Genomic DNA, 15834 nt, shown 5'->3' with positions numbered 1-15834 from the left:
ATAGACAGCACGTTGCCCGATACGTCATGGGAGTGGATCAGTGATCGCTGGCGTAGCGGTTCATCCTGGATCTCCCCCTACGATCACCCCGCGCTGGAAACTTGGGCCGCCCGGGACAGCCAGCGTGTGGTCTTCCAGGTACGCGAGCGGCTTCCTGGACAGCAGGCCCACGGCCCCGCCTCGCCACGGCCAGTTAGCGAGCGGGCCTACAACGAGGCCGTTGTGGAGGCCCGCGCATGGGCACGATCGCACCACCTCATCGAGATCACTCCGCAGGGCGTCACGGTCAGCACCGGAGCCCACTGCCCTGCCCCCGTCTACCTGACGGCACACCACACCGCGCTGCACGCGCACTGGGACATCACGGCCCTGCGCAAGGTGATGCCGCATCAGCGCCTCGATCCCGTCGAGATCACCCGGCTGTTGGCGCTGACCGGCCACTACAGCACCCACACCGCATGGGAAGCGGTGCACCTGCTCTCCGAACGCTCCAGCGCGCACTTCCACGACGGCGAACTCACGGTGTACCTGCCCGAAGCAGCCCGCCACGACGAGCCCCGTGAACTCGCCCCTGACGCTCGGGTCCTCGATGGCTACGAACAGATCCTCGACGCCGTACTAGCAGACCATCACTACCTGCCCGAGCGGACCGCGATCGAGCTGTCCGGGGGGATGGACAGCAGCAACGTGGCCATGTCTCTCAGCATCCGCCACGGGCCCACTTTGGTCAGCGGCGCGCTCCTGCAGGAAGGCGCCGCCGGCGAGCAGCAGAAGCAGCGCCGAGAGGCAATGATCCGCTACGCCGGGTTCCGGGACACGACCCTGCGCGCAGCTGACTACCTGCCGATGGACCCCCAACATGCTCTGGGCATTCCGCTGGGGCCGCACGAGGAGATCTACATCGCCGGACACGGCACGCTGCTGGCCAAGTGGAAGGCCGACGGGATGCTTTGGGCGGCAGCCGGAGTCGGCGGTGACGAGATGCTGAGCCTTCCGCCAGAACCACACCCGCCCTTGACCTCCGCCGATGTCCCCCGCTGGCTCACACCCAGCACGTTCGAGGCGCTACGGGACCAGGAGAGCGGAATTCCCCCAGCCCCGCCGATCTCCGACTCCACGCTGCGAGCCCTGGCCTGCGGCGCACCGATGTACCTGCGGGCTGGGCTGTGGCCGCTGTATCCCCTCGCAGACCCTGCAATGTGGCGATTTGGCCAGTGGCTGCCATTCTCATGGCGCCGGAACAAACGCTTGGCCCGCTTCCGGCTGCAACGGCTTGGCTTCGACCTGGAGGTGACACATCCCCCGCTGCGGGAGAACTTCCACGAGGTACTGCAGAAGGCCCTGGCCCGCTTCGGCCCGGATGCGATCCGCGCGATGCTGGACTCGGGGTCTCCGCTGATCGACGGCGGGTTCGTCGACGCGGACGAGCTGTCGGCGGCTGCCGTACGGCTGGAGCATCAACAGCCCGCGGCACGCGACGAGATGGTCGCGCACGTACTGCGCCTGCACCACGCCCTGATCTGACCTTCAGGCGTGTCCCCGGCCCTGTGGGGCCGGGGACACGGGGCTACAGCTCGCCGCGTTTCCACTGTTCGTACTCGGCGCCGAGAGCTTCCTCGTCCACAATGCGATGCCGTACGGACTGCACCCAAGCCGCGACGAGCTCGCCGAACACTTCGAAGTTGGACAGCCCGACCTGGTCGTCTACAGCGAACAACGCCAACAGCTCATCAGCGGCCGGTTCACCGCAGTCACACGCGGGGCACAGCACAGCTTCACGAAGGCCGTTCACGTCCTCGCCACGGGCGTTCTTCCACGAGTGCGGGAACTGGGCCAAGAGCAGCCCCGGCCCTCCACACGGCGGACAGTTCGGAGGATCGGCGAGCTGGAGAACGATCTCTTCTTCCTGGACGCTCACGCCACGCCCATCCAGACGTCCGGACCGAAAGTGCCCTTGATATCGGAGGCCACCGAGGTCGGGTCCACCAGGAAACCCAGCTCGAACAAGACGGTCTTCGCGGGCGTATGGACCCGCATCCGTACCGGACTCTCGCCCTTGTGCGCGGTGAGGATGCGCTTCAACTCGGCGACCGTCGGATCGTTGATCTTGTGGGCGGGGAACGACAGCATGACCGGTGGCCGGCCGCCACTCTCCGCCGAGGAGACATCAAGCACCTGAATCTCCTGCCCGAAGATACTGACCGCCCCGTCACGGTCGTTGAGGCGTCCTTGGACGGAGACGACGGAGTCAGGGATCAGGGCGTGCTGGACGAGGGTGTAGGTGGCTGGGAAGAAGAGGATCTCCATCGCGCCGTCACGGTCCGCGAGGTTGATGATCGCCCAGTGGTTGCCCTGCTTGGTCACCCGGCGGTCCACGCTGGTGATGAGGCCGGACAGCTGCACGACACCTTCCGTGCGGCCTGAGCCGAGGAGTTCGCTGATCGTGGTGTCCCGGTTGCGGGACAGGATGTGCTCGGTGCCGTCCAGCGGGTGCGCCGAGACGTACAGGCCGAGCATCTCGCGCTCTGCGGCCAGCAGTAGCTTGCGCGGCCACTCGCTGTCGTCGATGGGGAAGTCCAGGCCGAAGACCGGCTCGTCGCCATCACCGCCGAGGTCACCGAACAGGTCGTCCTGCCCGATCGCGGCCTGCTTCTTCACCGGGATGATCGCGTCGATGGCATCCTCGTGCGCGGCCGACAGCCCCTTGCGGGTGTGCTGGAGCGAGTCGAAGGCGCCAGCCTTGATCAGCGATTCAACGGCCCGCTTGTTGAGGGCCCCGATGTCGGCCTTGTCGAGGAAGTCGGGGAACGAGGTGTACTTGCCCTTGGACTTGCGGGAGGCCACCAGGGACTCGATGACGCCTTCACCGACGTTACGCACCGAACGGAGCCCGAACCGTACGTCGTCACCGATGGCGGTGAAGTTGGCGACGGACTCGTTGATGTCCGGCTGGAGCACCTGAACACCCAGCTTCCGGGCGTCGGCCAGGTAGATCGCTGCCTTGTCCTTGTCGTCCCCTACCGAGGTGAGGAGCGCGGCCATGTACTCGGCCGGGTAGTTCGCCTTCAAGTAGGCGGTCCAGTACGAGACGAGCCCGTATCCGGCGGTGTGGGACTTGTTGAACGCGTAGCCCGAGAACGGGAGCATGACGTCCCACAGAGCCTTGGTGGCTTCTTCGGAATAGCCGTTCTGCTTCATCATGCCGTCGGAGAACTTGTCCCACTCCGCGGCCAGCACCTCGGGCTTCTTCTTACCCATCGCACGCCGCAGCAGGTCGGCGCCACCCAGGGTGTAGCCGGCGAGCTGCCGGGCGATGGCCATGATCTGCTCCTGGTAGACGAGCAGGTGGAAGGTGTTGCCCAGGATCGGCTCCAGGGCGTCCTTCAGCTCCGGGTGGATCGGTTCGATCTCCTGGCGGCCGGTCTTGCGGTGCGCGTAGTTCGTGTGCGCATTCGCCGCCATGGGGCCGGGACGGTAGAGGGCAAGGGCCGCGGCGATGTCTTCGAACCGGGTGGGCTCCATAAGCTTCAGCAGTGTGCGCATGCCGCCGCCGTCGAGCTGGAACACACCGAAGGTGTCGCCGCGGGCCAGCAGCTGGAAGGTGGTGGTGTCATCCAGCGGGATCGGCTTGGCGCCGTCCTGCGGGACCGTATCGGTGGTGATGTTGACGCCGCGGTTTTCCCGGATGTTCTGGATCGCGTGGTCGATCACGCCCAGGTTCCGAAGCCCCAGGAAGTCCATCTTGACCAGCCCCATGTCCTCACAACTGGGGTAGTCAAAGCCGGTGATCTTGACGCCGTCCTTGGCGCGCATGTGGAGCGGAATACGGTCGGTGAGTCGAGTCTTCGACAGGATGACTGCGGCCGCGTGGACACCGGTATTACGGATCAGGCCCTCGACGCCCTTGGCTCCGTCGATGACCTTCTTGACGTCCGGCTCGTTCTCGTACAGCGCCCGGATCTCGCCGGCCTCCCCGTAACGGGGGTGGCTCTCGTCGAAGATCCCGCTGATCGGGATGGACTTGCCCATCACATCCGCCGGCAGGGCCTTCGTGATCCGCTCACCGTGCGAGAACGGGTAGCCCAAGAGCCGCGACGTGTCCTTGATCGCGTTCTTGGCCTTGAGCTTGCCGAAGGTGTTCACCATGGCGGTGTACTCGTCGCCGTACTTGTCGACGACGTAGCGCACCATCCGGTCGCGGTGACGGTCGTCGAAGTCGAGGTCGACATCCGGCGGGTTGATGCGCTCGGGGTTCAGGAACCGTTCGAAGAGGAGACCGTGCTCCAGCGGGCACAGCTCGGTGATGCGGGTGGCGTACGCGACGATTGAGCCGGTCGCCGATCCACGGCCAGGGCCGACGGGGATCTTCTGGTCACGGGCGTACTGGCAGATGTCAGCGACAACGAGGAAGTAGCTGGAGAAGTTCATCGGGCCGATGACCTTCATCTCGGTCTCAAACCGCTCCAGGACCTCGGCCGGGATCGGGTCGCCGTAGCGCATGGCGAGGCCCTTGAGACATTCCTTGCGCAGCCATGATTCCTGCGTCTCACCCTCGGGAACGCCGGGGAAGTTCGGCATCTCGTCGACGTTCTCGAAGACCGACTCGTACGACTCGATGCGCTCCGCGATCAGCAGAGTGTTGTCGCACGCCTCGGGGATCTCGGAGAAGAGATCCCGCATCTGGGCGGCGGTCTTGAGGTAGTAACCGGTGCCGTTGAACTTGAACCGGCCCGGGTCGTCCTTGTTCTTACCCACGCCGATGCACAGCAGGTTGTCGTGCGCGTCGGCATGCTCCTCAAGGACGTAGTGCGCGTCATTGGTGGCCAGCAGCGGGATGTCGAGTTCCTTCGCCAGGCGCAGCAGGCCCCCGCGGACGTTGCGCTCCAGGTCCAGGCCGTGGTCCATCAGCTCCAGGAAGTAGTTCTCCTTCCCGAGGATGTCCTGGTACTGGCCCGCGATCTCCCGGGCCTCGTCGTACTGGTTCAGACGCAGCCTGGTCTGGATCGCGCCCGAGGGGCAGCCGGTCGTCCCGATGATCCCCTCGGCATGCTCGGAGATCAGTTCCATGTCCATGCGCGGCTTACCGGCCGGGAACTGGCCCGTGTACGACGCTTCCGTCGACAGATAGAACAGGTTCTGCAGTCCCTTGACGTTCTGCGCCCACATCGTCATATGGGTGAAGCGACCACCGCCACTGACATCCTTCGAGCCCTCGCCGTCATCCGACATCGCCCTGACGCCGCCGGGGCCCCAGAACTCCTGCTTGCGGTTCCGGCGCGAGGACGGGGCGACGTACGCCTCGATGCCGATGATCGGCTTGACGCCCTCGAAGCCTTTGGCCACCTGTTGGAACTCGTACGCACCGAACATGTTGCCGTGGTCGCTCATCGCGATGGCGGGCATGCCCTGACGCGCCACCTCGGCGAACATCGGCTTGAGCCGCTGCGCACCGTCGAGCATCGAGTATTCGGTGTGATTGTGCAGGTGAACAAAGCTGTCGGACACCGGGCAGGCACCTCCGAGGCAGGTCGTGGGAAGCCCCCACCCTATCCCTCAGTGCCGTGCGAAACGCCCGGTCTGGGGCGCTCCGAGCGTGATCGAAAACCGGGCAAAACGATGACCTCGATCTATCACTCAAAGTTGTCAGCGAGCAGCCGCAGGTGACCAATGGTGGAGAGGTGAAATGAGTCTCACGGCTCCTGGTGCTTGGCCGCTCGCTTGAGGATCGTGGCGGCGAGACGCCAAAGGTTGCAGCCAGCGTTGCGCGCGGACTCTGTGCCTGCCCTCCATCGAGGGCGGGACCTACCTGACGCAGAGATCGCCTCTCGACACGGCCCAGATGCCGCGCCGATGTGTCCGACAGCCGTCCTAGCGTCGGTTGAACGGATCACAGCACCCACAGGCGCCATCGACGTAACCTGATCAAGGCGCGGGGCCGACTGCCTGGGAGGGCACTGTGGGCCTGCGCCAACTGATCACGGACGTCTGGAGCTGGCTGGACTACAAGCCGGTCATGGCCGATCCGCGTCGACCGGGCAGCAACGCTTGGTCCGAGCTGACGTCGTCTTGGGTGCCGGACGAGGATCTGCGGCGGCTGTCCGCGTACCGACTGCTGGCCGCTTACGACTCGAACCAGGCCGGACAGGTCGCCGCGATCACCGGGGACGACACGGCCGGCGAGGAGCGGCGCGAGCTCGGAGACGCGGGCAAGCTCGTCGACACCGCACTCGGCTACCTCCTTGGTGCCGAGCAGACCATCACCGTGCCAGGTGCGGAGCATGCCGAGGGCGAGCCGACAGCCGATCAGGCCGCGGCGGCCGCCGTTCAGGAGCAGCTGCGTGCGTGGGCGGAGAAGGAGCTGCTGCCGCTGCGGCTTCAGCAGGCCGAGCGCACCGCGATCCTCCTCGGAGACGCCGTTTACACCCTCGCGTGGGAGCCCGCCAAGGGGCGCGTACTGCTGCGCACCTGGGATCCTGGCCTGTACTTCGCTGAGTGGCCCGACGACGGCGATCAGGACAGCGCCGACTTCCCGTCCAGGGTTCATCTGGTGTGGGAGATACCGGAGGACGTGCGGCGCGGCACAAAGGCGAGGCTCCGCCGAATCACCTATGAACTCGCTCCCATCGGCCCCGCTACCAAGCGCGGCGCCACCAAGGGCGGGCAGCCGATCCGCGAGCCGATCTACGCCGAAGACGGGTCGGCCGTCCTCGCCCGCGGTGACTCGCTGCACTCCGACAGCGGCGTGATCACGCGCGCTTACCCGTGGGCGCCGGGCAGGCCATCGGTGTACACCTGCTACCTCACCGACGCCGAATGGCTACTGGAAGACCTCAAGCACTCGGACATGCTGTACGACCTGCCCATGCACAAAGCCACGTACCGGGTCCGCTCGGATGGCGAAGTGCTGGACCGCCTCGACCTGCGCGTGGACTTCATCCCGCTGATCCACATCACCAACAACATCCCCCACTCCGGAGACCAGTGGGGCAAGCCGACACTGGCCACCGTCCTCCAGGCTCTCGACGAACTGTCCGCCACCGACACCGATTCCTCCGCCGCCAGCGCCACCACCGGCTCCCCGATCATCGGCCTCGCCGGAGCCCGCCTCCCCATCGACCGCACCACCGGACAGCCGCTCCCCGTGAAGGTCAAGGCCGGGACTGTATGGCAGCTCAACGACGGCGGCCGCATGGACGTCCTCGACACCTCCGCCCAGCTCGCCGAGCTCCGCTCCCGCGTCGACCACCTCCTCGACCGGATCGCTGCCAACAGCCGCATCACCGCCGCCGGCCTGGGAACCCTCGACCCCACCGCCCTGCCCTCCGGCTACGCCCTCCAGCTCGCGCTTGGGCCGCTGGACGCACTCGTCGGCTCAATGCGCCTGGCACGAGACCACAAGTACGCGATCTTGCTGCGCATGGTGCAGCGCCTCCACCAGGCAGGGCAGGCCGAAGGCTGGCCCGCGGGGGAATCCTTCCCCGCCCGCCTGATGTGGGGACCGCACACGCCAACCGACCGGGCCGCCGTTCTCGACGAGGTGGTCAAGGGCGTCGGCGCAGGGATCCTCTCCGTGGAGACCGGCGTGCGAATGCTCCAGGACGCTGGCTACCCCATTGAGGACTCGCAGCAGGAGATCGAACGCATTCAGGCTCGGGCCTTCGAGGCCGCAGCCCGGCTCGCAGACGCCACGGGTGACAACGCCGCCGTCCGGGCCTACCTCGGGCTTCCCGAGGCAGATCCGGAGGTACCCAAGGTGCCCTTGAGCGGCAACGCAGCTGATAAGTCTTCCTCGTGACGCTGGCGGTGCGTGATCGACCGATGAGTGGTGCCTTGCCGCAAGGTGAAGTTGGCACCACTCGACGTGTCAACGCATGTCAGCGTCCAACACCTGTCGGCATTGAGAGTGCACGTCTTCCAATGCGGAAGTAGCAGCCCGCCGACACCCCCTCAAGACGCCGTCTGAGTTGGCAGCGATGGATGGATCGCCGTAATCAGCACGCCGGATCTCCTTGAACCACTCGCTGAGGGCGCACCACAGTTCCAGAGCAGATTCGTTGACGTCACCCGTACCTTCCAAGGCGACGACCAGCCGCAACTTCTCGCATTCGCTCACCAGCGTCCGGGCTTGGGAGACCTCCTCCCAGAACTCTTGATCCGCCGCAGTGCGAGCCTTCTTGGCCAGGACATCTAGCCGTCGGTACAGATCATGTACTCCTCCTAGGTAGGCGACGTATGCGTCACGACGTATCTGTCTGCGCCACTGCAAGCCCTGCTGCCTGCCAGCTGCCCGCGCGGCGGTGACCGCGCCTCCTGCCCCGACGGCTGCACCCACAACGCCAGCGATGGCGCCCACAAGCGCGACTCCCCCTGCATCCATGTCGGCAGTGTGCCGGTTCAGAGCAGGCTTGCGCATGCCTTGACAGTCGAGGATGCGGGTGTCCTGTGTCGCGTAGCGATACGGCCCGATCAGGGAACGGCCCACTCAGCCCGGTCGGTAGACTGATCGTCGGTGCGGGGGCGCTGGAGACCACTGGATGGTTCACGCATGACGCGCCGCTCGCTTCCTTCGCCGCTCGTGCCGGTTGGGTACCGGCGTGATGGTCGGCCGATCTACCCGATGCTCGGTGCCTCCGCCGAGGACCCTTCCAACGATCCGGGTGATGAGGGCACGCCGCCTGCCGCCACGGTGACTCAGGAGGACCTGTCGCGGCTGTTGGCCCGCGAGAAGACCCAGGGTGGCCGCGCGGCCGTGAAGAAGCTCCTGGGTGACCTGGGGTTCGACAACTCCGAGGCACTGGTCGACTTCGTCACTCAGCAGCGTGAGGCAGAGCAGGCCGCGCTGTCCGACGTGGAGCGCCGTGAGCAGGCCGCCGTCGAGAGGGAGCGGCAGGCCGAGCAGCGCATCGCTGAGGCCGTTGCGAGGGAGCGGGCGGCCGTACGACGCGCTGTGCTGGCTGGGCTGGGTGCGAGCGGTGAGGACCTGGACGACGCCGTGGTCCTGGTCGAGCGGGTTCTGGCCGATCAGCCCGAGGCTGACGAGGAGGCAGTTGCCGCGGCCGCCGAGCAGTTGAAGGAGCGTCGCCCCGAGCTGTTCGGGCAGGTGCAGGAGACTGTGCCGCCCGCGCCGGGTGGCTCGCCCGCCGGCGGTCCGCCCTCGCGTGGGGGTACGCCGCCCAAGCCTGGATCCGCTGGGCTGGACATGGCCAGACGGCGCGGGTACGTCACAGCCTGACCTATCCGCCTCTCCCACCGGCGGGATATGGCCGGACTTGGGGACCACGCCCCTCCCATCTCGTGGACGGCGCCACCTGTTGGTGAGCGCGCGGATACCGCCATCGCGTCCCTGGGAGGGGCTTCACCATGCTTCAGCCGATCACGACGCAGCGCAGCGTCACGGCGAACATCGAGTGGCTCGGCGGCCGACACGGCACCGACGACACCGACACGATCACGCTCGACATCTCCAAGTTCACCAGCGGCGTCCACTACACGCCGTCGACCGACACCGGGCAGCCGTACAGCCTGTTCAAGTCCGGTGTAGCGGTCGGGAAGATCACCGCCAGCGGGCTGTTCGGGCCGTTCGACAAGGCCGCGACCGACGGCCGCCAGGTCCTGGCCGGTCACGTCATGGCCGAGACCCTATTCGCGCCGACCGCGACGAAGGTCCCAATCGCGCTGCTGTGGCACGGCACCGTCCGCGCAGCGAAGGTCCCCGGAGGGTTCAACCCTGCCGATGTGACGACCACCAACGCCCTGATCCGGTACGTGTAAGGAGCTGCTGAACCATGTCCCTTCAAGACCTGATCAAGGACGTCACCACCCGCGATCTGACGGTATTCGCCCGCGCGGTGCCGACGCCGGCGGAGTGGACGCTCACCACGGGTGAGGGAGCCGTCTTCCCTGACCTCAAGCTCCAGAGCACCCTGTGGGAGATCACGGACTCCGGCCGCTACGTAAACGCAGCGAAGTTCCGGGCGTACGACGCCTCGGCGCCGATCGCGACCCGCGAAGCGTGGGAGACCACGCGCAAGGGCGGCCTGCCCGTCATCTCGCAGAAGCTCACGGTGAGCGAGCAGGAGATCATCCTCGACGAGATGCAGCGGGGTGCCGATGCCGAGCGGCTGGTGAAGAACCTCTACAACGACACCGAGCGGCACGTGGAGGCGACCAAGGGCCGCATCGAGCTCGCGGCCGCGGACGTTCTGCTGGACGGCAAGCTGACCGTCAACGAGAACAACTACATCACCGAGGTCGACTTCGGTGTCCCCGCCGAGAACATGCCGACCGCTCCCAAGCTGTGGTCGGACCCGACGGCGGACGCGATCCGCGACGAACTCGGCTGGCTCCAGTACCTGGAGGACATCGGCTCTCCGAGCCCGGAGTTCGCCCTGACTTCGCGCCGCGTTGTGAACACGTGGGCGGCCAACAACGCCTACCGTGCCGCTTACTACAAGTCGGTCAACCCGTCGACGACGCCGACCTCTTCCCTCACCCCGGATCAGGTCAACTCGGTGCGCATCGAGTACGGTCTGCCGCCTATCCGCCTTTACAAGGGGCAGGTCCGCGTCGATGGCGTGTGGGTCAAGCCGATCCCGGACGACCGGTACATCTACGTGCCGCCGCAGCGCCAGAAGTGGGCGAACGTGCAGTGGGGACTGAACGCGGATTCCATCGTCCTGTCGTCCGGCAAGAACCCGGAGATCGAGCGGGAAGAGGCTCCCGGCATCGTCGTCACCCGGGACGTCGACGCTGACCCGATCCGCATCTGGACCAAGGTCAACGCCTCTGCCATGCCGGTCATGCACGACCCGCGAGCTCACCTCGTGGCGAAGGTGCTGTGATGGGGCGCCGACTGCGCGCGGCCGTGCACCTGGTCCATCCGGCGACGCACGAGCCGGTGATCCTTCAGCCAGGCGACGAGCCGGACCAGGCGGTCGCTGAGCTGATCACCCACCCCGACGCGTGGGAGCCCGAGGCCATGACCCTGGACGATCCGGCGCTCGCGGGGGAAGACCCGGAGGCGCTGACGCTGGACGATCCCAGGCTCGTCGACGAGCAGGCCGCGACCGAGGACGCTGCCTCGGAGCCGGAGCCGGAGCCGGAGCCGGAGCCGGAGCCGGAGCCGGAGCCGGAGCCGGAGCCGGAGCCGGAGCCGGAGCGGCCGCGCCGCCGGAAGGCCCAGGCCGCCGAGTGACACCCCCGACCACCGGCCCCATCTAGGGCCGGTGGTCTCCCATTCCTGCTGGAGACACCCGTGAACACTCCTGTCCTCGCGTGGCTGCTCGCACAGCTCGGCCCGTCCACTGATCAGGCTCACCTCTCAACCCGCTACGCGCGCCTTGGCAGCGCCCGCCTCGTGGCCGGCGAGGTCCTGTCGGAGCGAAGGGCCCGCCTGCTGGCGGAACCGCTGCGCATGACCGTGGATGGCGTGGTCACCATCGACCAGAGCAACAACCTTGCCGGACTGGAACGGCAGATCACCGCGCTCCCCGACATCCCCGCACCTGACGATCCGGCCGCTGGCGAGCCGGGCGTCGACCTGGTGACCGCGCCAATCGTCCCCGCCCATCGGAGCCGGTGAGCGTGGCCTACGCGTGGCCCCCGCTGACTCCTGGGGATCCGGACGAGATCGCGCGCCGTGTCGGCGCGGTGCTCGAAGAAGCGTGGCAGCGGCTCGCCGCCCGGCAGCGGCGCGTACTGGAGACCATGGAGCGGCAGCCCCGCGGCCGCCACGTTGTGATCACTCTGGAAGAGTTCAAGAGGGCGATCGAAGTGTTCCGTCGCGAAGTTGGCCAGGAGGCCGCCGCATTCGTGCAGCGCCAGTTGCCGCACCTGTATGAGCAAGGGGCGCTTGCCGCCGCACGCGAGCTCGGCCTGAACTTCACCTGGACCACGTTCCACCGCGACGCCCTGTTGTCCCTGGCCGCCGACTCCTACGGCGACTTCCTGCGCCGCTCCCAGGAGGCGGAGCGCATGGCCAGTAAGTTCTACCGCGCCGCCCGAGCGGCAGCCCGCCGCGAGGTACCGCTGCTCGCGGCGGGCAACATGACCGCCAGGCAGGCCGCGAAGAACCTGGCCGACCGGCTGGCGGCCGAGCACAAGCTGACTCACGTCGTCTACCGGAACGGTGCGCACGTTCCGGTGCGGGCCTGGGCGGAAGCCGCGACCCTCGCCAAGAGCGCGGTGGCCTACAACGCGGGCACACTCAACCGCACACGTCAGGCAGGGGTGGCTTACGTCGAGGTCTTCGACGGCTTTGACTGTGGCTGGACCAGCCACCAGGACCCGGACAAGGCGAACCGGACACTCCGAAGCGTGGAGGAAGCAGCGGAGTGGCCGATCTCCCACCCGCGATGTCGTCGCGGGTTCGGGCCCCGTCCAGAGGGACAGGCTTGATCCGGCCCTAAGCAGCCGGAGCGCCGATGCTCCTTACGGAGGTCCGGGGCTGCGACCCGGGCTTGTTGGCGCCCTCAGCGCGGTGCGGGCCAGACCTACAGCGCCAGCGCATGACCATAGGCGGCCGGTGGAAGTTCGTGTAATTCCCCAGCCCGAACTTCTTGAGCGTCCCCATGGGGAGCACGGAGTTGACTCCGTAGTGGCCAGGGGAACGTCGCAACTCTCGGGCCGCCCGGTGATACAGCAACGTCGGCCCCCTCGACCACAATCAGGTCGTGAGGGCCGAAGTCACACGGGCCCAGATTTGCCTATGCCAATCGCTGCAGGGGCGGCGCCTCTGGGGAGTTCTACGGATCCGTGGGGTGGGTCACCAGTCGGTGTTCTTCAGGCCGGGCCAGCCGTCAAGGATGCTGTGCTTGGCTTCGACGGCTTCGCCGGAGGCCCGGTAGCGCACGTACCGCGTGCCTTGGAAGAAGTAGTAGCGGCCGGCGTCCTTCTGTACGGCGGCGATCACGTGCGGGGGGACTGAGGCGGCGGCCAGGCCGGGCCAGCCGGCGGCAATGCTGGTCTCGCCGCCGATGGTGTCGTTGGCCTGGTTGTAGCGCCGGTAGTGCTCCCCCCAGAACAGGTATACCTCGTCGTTGTTGATCCGGCAGACCGCCTCGGGCACGAAGGCGAAGATCCAGAGTTTGGCGGCGGGGAAGAGCTGGCTCATGGGGAGTGGGCCGGCTTCGATGCGGTTGCTGTCGATGCGGTAGATCAGGCAGTCGGCCCCGGAGAATAGGCAGATGCGGTCATCGGCGGTTCCGGTGTCGGTGATGAGGCCCTTGGTGACCCAAGGAGCTGGGATCTTGGGTAGTTCCACCGCGGTCGTGGGGCGGGCGAAGGGGGTGCCGCGCAGTGCGCGGAAGGCGTCGCTGATCGGCAGGGGCCCTTGGTCGAGCCGCTCGGTGGAGGTGTTGTACTTCACGACCTGGTCGCCGTGGAAGAGGTAGGTGTGGGTGGCGTTGCGGCGCACTGCGGCGTGTACCTGGCCGCCTTTGGTTGCCGCCCACTGGATCCACAGCTTGTGGCGGCCATTGGCGCCGCCGTCGAAGCTCCACCAGTCCTCGCGTCCGGGCTGGTTGAGCAGGGCGTACAGCGCCCTTTTGTCCATGCCGTAGGTGCGTTCCCTGACCATGTCGTCTTGGTTGGTGATCAGCCCGACCAGCCAGGCCAGCAGCGCGGCGGCCAGCGCGATCAGGGCGCCGAGGCCGGCTCCGCCCTCGGCGTCGTCGTCGCCGTCCTCGGTGAGCTGGACGGCGGCGTCGATGCAGTATTCGGCGATGTCTTCCAGGCCCTTGCGCAGGTCCCGGTAGAAGGCGGTGTCGCTGTCGTCTTGCTCCCAGCACTGGATGTGCCAGGTCAGGTTATGCCGCACGCTGCCGTTGAACAGGTAGGCGTCGCCATCGAATGTGCGCTGGGAGCCGGTGTAGATGTCGTTGAAGACGCCCGAGTCGTAGGTTGTCTTGGCGCCGGTGTCGCTGCCCGCGCTGGTGACCCAGTAGATCTCGTTGGCAGGATTGAAGATTGAGTCGGTGGCCTGCCTCTCGCAGCGGAAGCGAGACAGTCGAAGCCTGGCCGGGATCGGCGCCGCGCGCAGTTCCTGGGGCAGCGGCGGGCCGGTCAGGATGGTGACGGCGGTGCCGTACTCGGCCTGCGCGGTGGTGAACTCCTGCGTGTCGTAGCCGTCCGGGCCGGGCGGCTGGCTGACGTCGATGACCGCCACGTTCGGCTGGGCGAGGATCTCCTCGGCCAGACCGGGAACGGCGGCGACCAGGTCGGCCAGGGCGAAGCCGGTCTTGACCGGCAGGTCGGCGATCGCGGCCGGGAAGAGGTCGACGGACCCGCGGGCAGCCACCTGCTCCTTGTACTCCCGGCCCCAGGCGGCGATCTCCTCGTCGGGCAGCACCCTACGCAGGGAATTGACCAGGCGCTGTTCGAGGTCGGTCAGTTCCAGGTCCTCGTCCAGGCGGGCGGCGGCGTGCAGCAGCACCCCGGTCAGCAGGTTGCTGCCACGGCTGAGCCGCATCCGGCGGCTCGCGCGCGTGTCTGCGCGGGCCCCTGACAGTGTGGCTCGCAGGTTGTCCAGGCGCTCGGCGGACGTGGTGTGCGATTTCGGCATATGCAGCCCTTCCCGACAGCGGTCGGCATGGGGCATCCCGCCCATGCCGCAGCGAACCTAGACCGGCACGCCACCAATCGGATACACCAAGCAATGAACTAGACACTGTCCGTAGCGAAATTGGCTGGAAGGCACAAGAACACCTGGGCAGCCCGCAGTTCCGGGAAAGCCTCGCGTTGGCGATGCCAGGGCCCTGCCAGGATCGAGCCCCGAAACCAAGTCCAACTCTTTGGGCAAGGACGCTTTCTGCTATTCCTCGGGCGCCCGCTCTCGGCACCGTCATCTCCGTGTGGGTCCTGTGGGGACGAAGAAGCTGAAGTTGGGGAATTACTCGATCGTCTACACGGCTGAGCTGTCAGAGATCGCGCTTAGGCTCAAAGGCATGAACGCGCCGTCTGAAGGGCTGACTCTGGGGGCCGTCAGCGCGATCGTCGAGAGAAAGATCCTCACCAACAAGGTCCGCATCGAGCGGAAGGGCGAGCCGGTCTTCAACCCGGACACCGGCCAGTACGAGCCTGGCCCGCCGGTGATGGTGTACGAGGGGCCGGGGGCCGTCTTCCCAACCGGTGGACCGTCCGTCGTCCTGCACCTGGCCGGTCAGGCGTACGTGGACGACACACCGTCCCGCTACCGACTGCTCACTCCTCTGGCGGCGCCCGTTGCCTCCCGCGAGGACAGCGTCAGTGTCGTCGAGGCCGACGACGAAGCGGCGATCGGCCGCACCTGGCGCGTCGTCGACATCAGCGAGACCTCGACGCTGAGCGTCGTCAGGACCACCTGGGTCGACCAGAACACCCAGCGAACGGGAGCAACGGCATGACGACCAGCATCGATCCCGAGGAGGTACGCGCGCAGCTGGAGAGCAAGCTGCTCGTGGACACGGTAAAGATCTCCCGACCCACAGGTAGTGCGCCGCTCGATCCGGTGACCGGCCTGCTCGGGAACGTGCCTGTCGACGTCATCTACGAGGGCCCCGGAGCGGTGCTCTCTGGGCACGGTCAGGTGACCGCAGAAGGCATCGTCGGACGTCAATGGCTCGATGACACGGTTTCCTGGTATCGGCTGCTTACTCCGCTCGCGGCCCCGGTGCCTGCGCGGTACGACCGAGTTGAGGTGACGGTCGCCAAGTCCGAGAACTCGGCGACCATTGGGCGCGTCTGGCAGGTCCTCGATCCGTCCGAGGCGTCCACGGTCGAGCTGGTGCGCGTGACCCGTCTGGATGAGGTCACCGCGCCGTCGTAGCGGCTGGGGGTGTCCGGCACCGCGCATACGCT

14 protein-coding genes are annotated in these 15834 nt (G+C 67.0%); 10 read left to right on the top strand and 4 right to left on the bottom strand.

Annotation, left to right across the window (positions count from 1 at the left end):
• Nucleotides 1-126: 126 nt before the first annotated feature.
• Nucleotides 127-1524 carry a hypothetical protein gene (locus tag PXH83_RS07620; RefSeq protein WP_274558092.1) on the top strand — a complete coding sequence of 466 codons (1398 nt, stop codon included), beginning with the start codon at nucleotides 127-129 and terminating at the stop codon, nucleotides 1522-1524.
• 43 nt (nucleotides 1525-1567) lie between these two features.
• Here the strand turns inward: PXH83_RS07620 and PXH83_RS07615 are convergent, their stop codons facing one another.
• Nucleotides 1568-1918 carry a DUF6300 family protein gene (locus PXH83_RS07615; protein ID WP_274558090.1) on the bottom strand — a complete coding sequence of 117 codons (351 nt, stop codon included), beginning with the start codon at nucleotides 1916-1918 and terminating at the stop codon, nucleotides 1568-1570.
• Nucleotides 1915-5505 carry a DNA polymerase III subunit alpha gene (gene dnaE / locus PXH83_RS07610; protein ID WP_274558088.1) on the bottom strand — a complete coding sequence of 1197 codons (3591 nt, stop codon included), beginning with the start codon at nucleotides 5503-5505 and terminating at the stop codon, nucleotides 1915-1917. Before dnaE ends, PXH83_RS07615 begins: the two co-directional genes overlap by 4 nt.
• Nucleotides 5506-5956: 451 nt before the next feature.
• On the opposite strand from dnaE, the gene PXH83_RS07605 reads away from it, so the two are divergent.
• A complete protein-coding gene (locus PXH83_RS07605; RefSeq protein ID WP_274558085.1) occupies nucleotides 5957-7795 on the top strand; it encodes a phage portal protein in 1839 nt (612 codons plus the stop codon).
• A 69-nt stretch (nucleotides 7796-7864) separates the two neighbouring features.
• Here the strand turns inward: PXH83_RS07605 and PXH83_RS07600 are convergent, their stop codons facing one another.
• The gene (locus PXH83_RS07600) at nucleotides 7865-8413 is read right to left on the bottom strand and encodes a hypothetical protein (RefSeq protein WP_274558083.1); all 549 of its coding nucleotides are present in this window, start codon (nucleotides 8411-8413) and stop codon (nucleotides 7865-7867) included.
• Nucleotides 8414-8545: 132 nt separating this feature from the next.
• On the opposite strand from PXH83_RS07600, the gene PXH83_RS07595 reads away from it, so the two are divergent.
• From PXH83_RS07595 to PXH83_RS07570, 6 genes are all read left to right on the top strand, one after another.
• Nucleotides 8546-9232 carry a hypothetical protein gene (locus PXH83_RS07595; protein ID WP_274558081.1) on the top strand — a complete coding sequence of 229 codons (687 nt, stop codon included), beginning with the start codon at nucleotides 8546-8548 and terminating at the stop codon, nucleotides 9230-9232.
• Between the two features lie 128 nt (nucleotides 9233-9360).
• The gene (locus tag PXH83_RS07590; protein ID WP_274558079.1) at nucleotides 9361-9771 is read left to right on the top strand and encodes a head decoration protein; all 411 of its coding nucleotides are present in this window, start codon (nucleotides 9361-9363) and stop codon (nucleotides 9769-9771) included.
• Nucleotides 9772-9785: 14 nt separating this feature from the next.
• A complete protein-coding gene (locus tag PXH83_RS07585) occupies nucleotides 9786-10841 on the top strand; it encodes a major capsid protein (RefSeq protein WP_274558076.1) in 1056 nt (351 codons plus the stop codon).
• The gene (locus tag PXH83_RS07580) at nucleotides 10841-11194 is read left to right on the top strand and encodes a hypothetical protein (protein WP_274558073.1); all 354 of its coding nucleotides are present in this window, start codon (nucleotides 10841-10843) and stop codon (nucleotides 11192-11194) included. Before PXH83_RS07585 ends, PXH83_RS07580 begins: the two co-directional genes overlap by 1 nt.
• A 60-nt stretch (nucleotides 11195-11254) precedes the next feature.
• Nucleotides 11255-11581 carry a hypothetical protein gene (locus PXH83_RS07575; protein WP_274558071.1) on the top strand — a complete coding sequence of 109 codons (327 nt, stop codon included), beginning with the start codon at nucleotides 11255-11257 and terminating at the stop codon, nucleotides 11579-11581.
• Between the two features lie 2 nt (nucleotides 11582-11583).
• On the top strand, nucleotides 11584-12396 hold the full coding sequence (locus PXH83_RS07570; RefSeq protein ID WP_274558068.1) for a hypothetical protein: 813 nt from the start codon (nucleotides 11584-11586) through the stop codon (nucleotides 12394-12396).
• A 367-nt stretch (nucleotides 12397-12763) separates the two neighbouring features.
• On the opposite strand, the gene PXH83_RS07565 is transcribed toward PXH83_RS07570, so the two are convergent.
• On the bottom strand, nucleotides 12764-14560 hold the full coding sequence (locus PXH83_RS07565) for a hemopexin repeat-containing protein (RefSeq protein WP_274558066.1): 1797 nt from the start codon (nucleotides 14558-14560) through the stop codon (nucleotides 12764-12766).
• Between the two features lie 382 nt (nucleotides 14561-14942).
• Between PXH83_RS07565 and PXH83_RS07560 the strand changes: the two genes are divergently transcribed.
• On the top strand, nucleotides 14943-15380 hold the full coding sequence (locus tag PXH83_RS07560; protein ID WP_274558062.1) for a DUF6093 family protein: 438 nt from the start codon (nucleotides 14943-14945) through the stop codon (nucleotides 15378-15380).
• Nucleotides 15377-15802, top strand: a complete 426-nt coding sequence (locus PXH83_RS07555) for a DUF6093 family protein (RefSeq protein ID WP_274558060.1) — start codon at nucleotides 15377-15379, stop codon at nucleotides 15800-15802. The genes PXH83_RS07560 and PXH83_RS07555 overlap by 4 nt, the downstream gene beginning before the upstream one ends.
• The last annotated feature ends 32 nt before the right edge of the window (nucleotides 15803-15834 follow it).

Origin of the sequence: Streptomyces spiramyceticus (genome assembly GCF_028807635.1) — a bacterium.
In the GTDB taxonomy this organism is placed as follows: Bacteria; Actinomycetota; Actinomycetes; order Streptomycetales; family Streptomycetaceae; genus Streptomyces; species Streptomyces spiramyceticus.
Note: the sequence above shows the minus strand (reverse complement) of the source record. Positions and strands in the feature narration are given on the sequence as shown.

Bases quoted from the DNA above. Each gene is read 5' to 3' on its own strand.
- PXH83_RS07600 (WP_274558083.1), bottom strand. From the start codon at position 8,413: ATGCGCAAGCCTGCTCTGAACCGGCACACTGCCGACATGGATGCAGGG.
- PXH83_RS07595 (WP_274558081.1), top strand. From the start codon at position 8,546: ATGACGCGCCGCTCGCTTCCTTCGCCGCTCGTGCCGGTTGGGTACCGG.
- PXH83_RS07590 (WP_274558079.1), top strand. From the start codon at position 9,361: ATGCTTCAGCCGATCACGACGCAGCGCAGCGTCACGGCGAACATCGAG.
- PXH83_RS07585 (WP_274558076.1), top strand. From the start codon at position 9,786: ATGTCCCTTCAAGACCTGATCAAGGACGTCACCACCCGCGATCTGACG.
- PXH83_RS07580 (WP_274558073.1), top strand. From the start codon at position 10,841: ATGGGGCGCCGACTGCGCGCGGCCGTGCACCTGGTCCATCCGGCGACG.
- PXH83_RS07565 (WP_274558066.1), bottom strand. From the start codon at position 14,560: ATGCCGAAATCGCACACCACGTCCGCCGAGCGCCTGGACAACCTGCGA.
- PXH83_RS07560 (WP_274558062.1), top strand. From the start codon at position 14,943: ATGAACGCGCCGTCTGAAGGGCTGACTCTGGGGGCCGTCAGCGCGATC.
- PXH83_RS07555 (WP_274558060.1), top strand. From the start codon at position 15,377: ATGACGACCAGCATCGATCCCGAGGAGGTACGCGCGCAGCTGGAGAGC.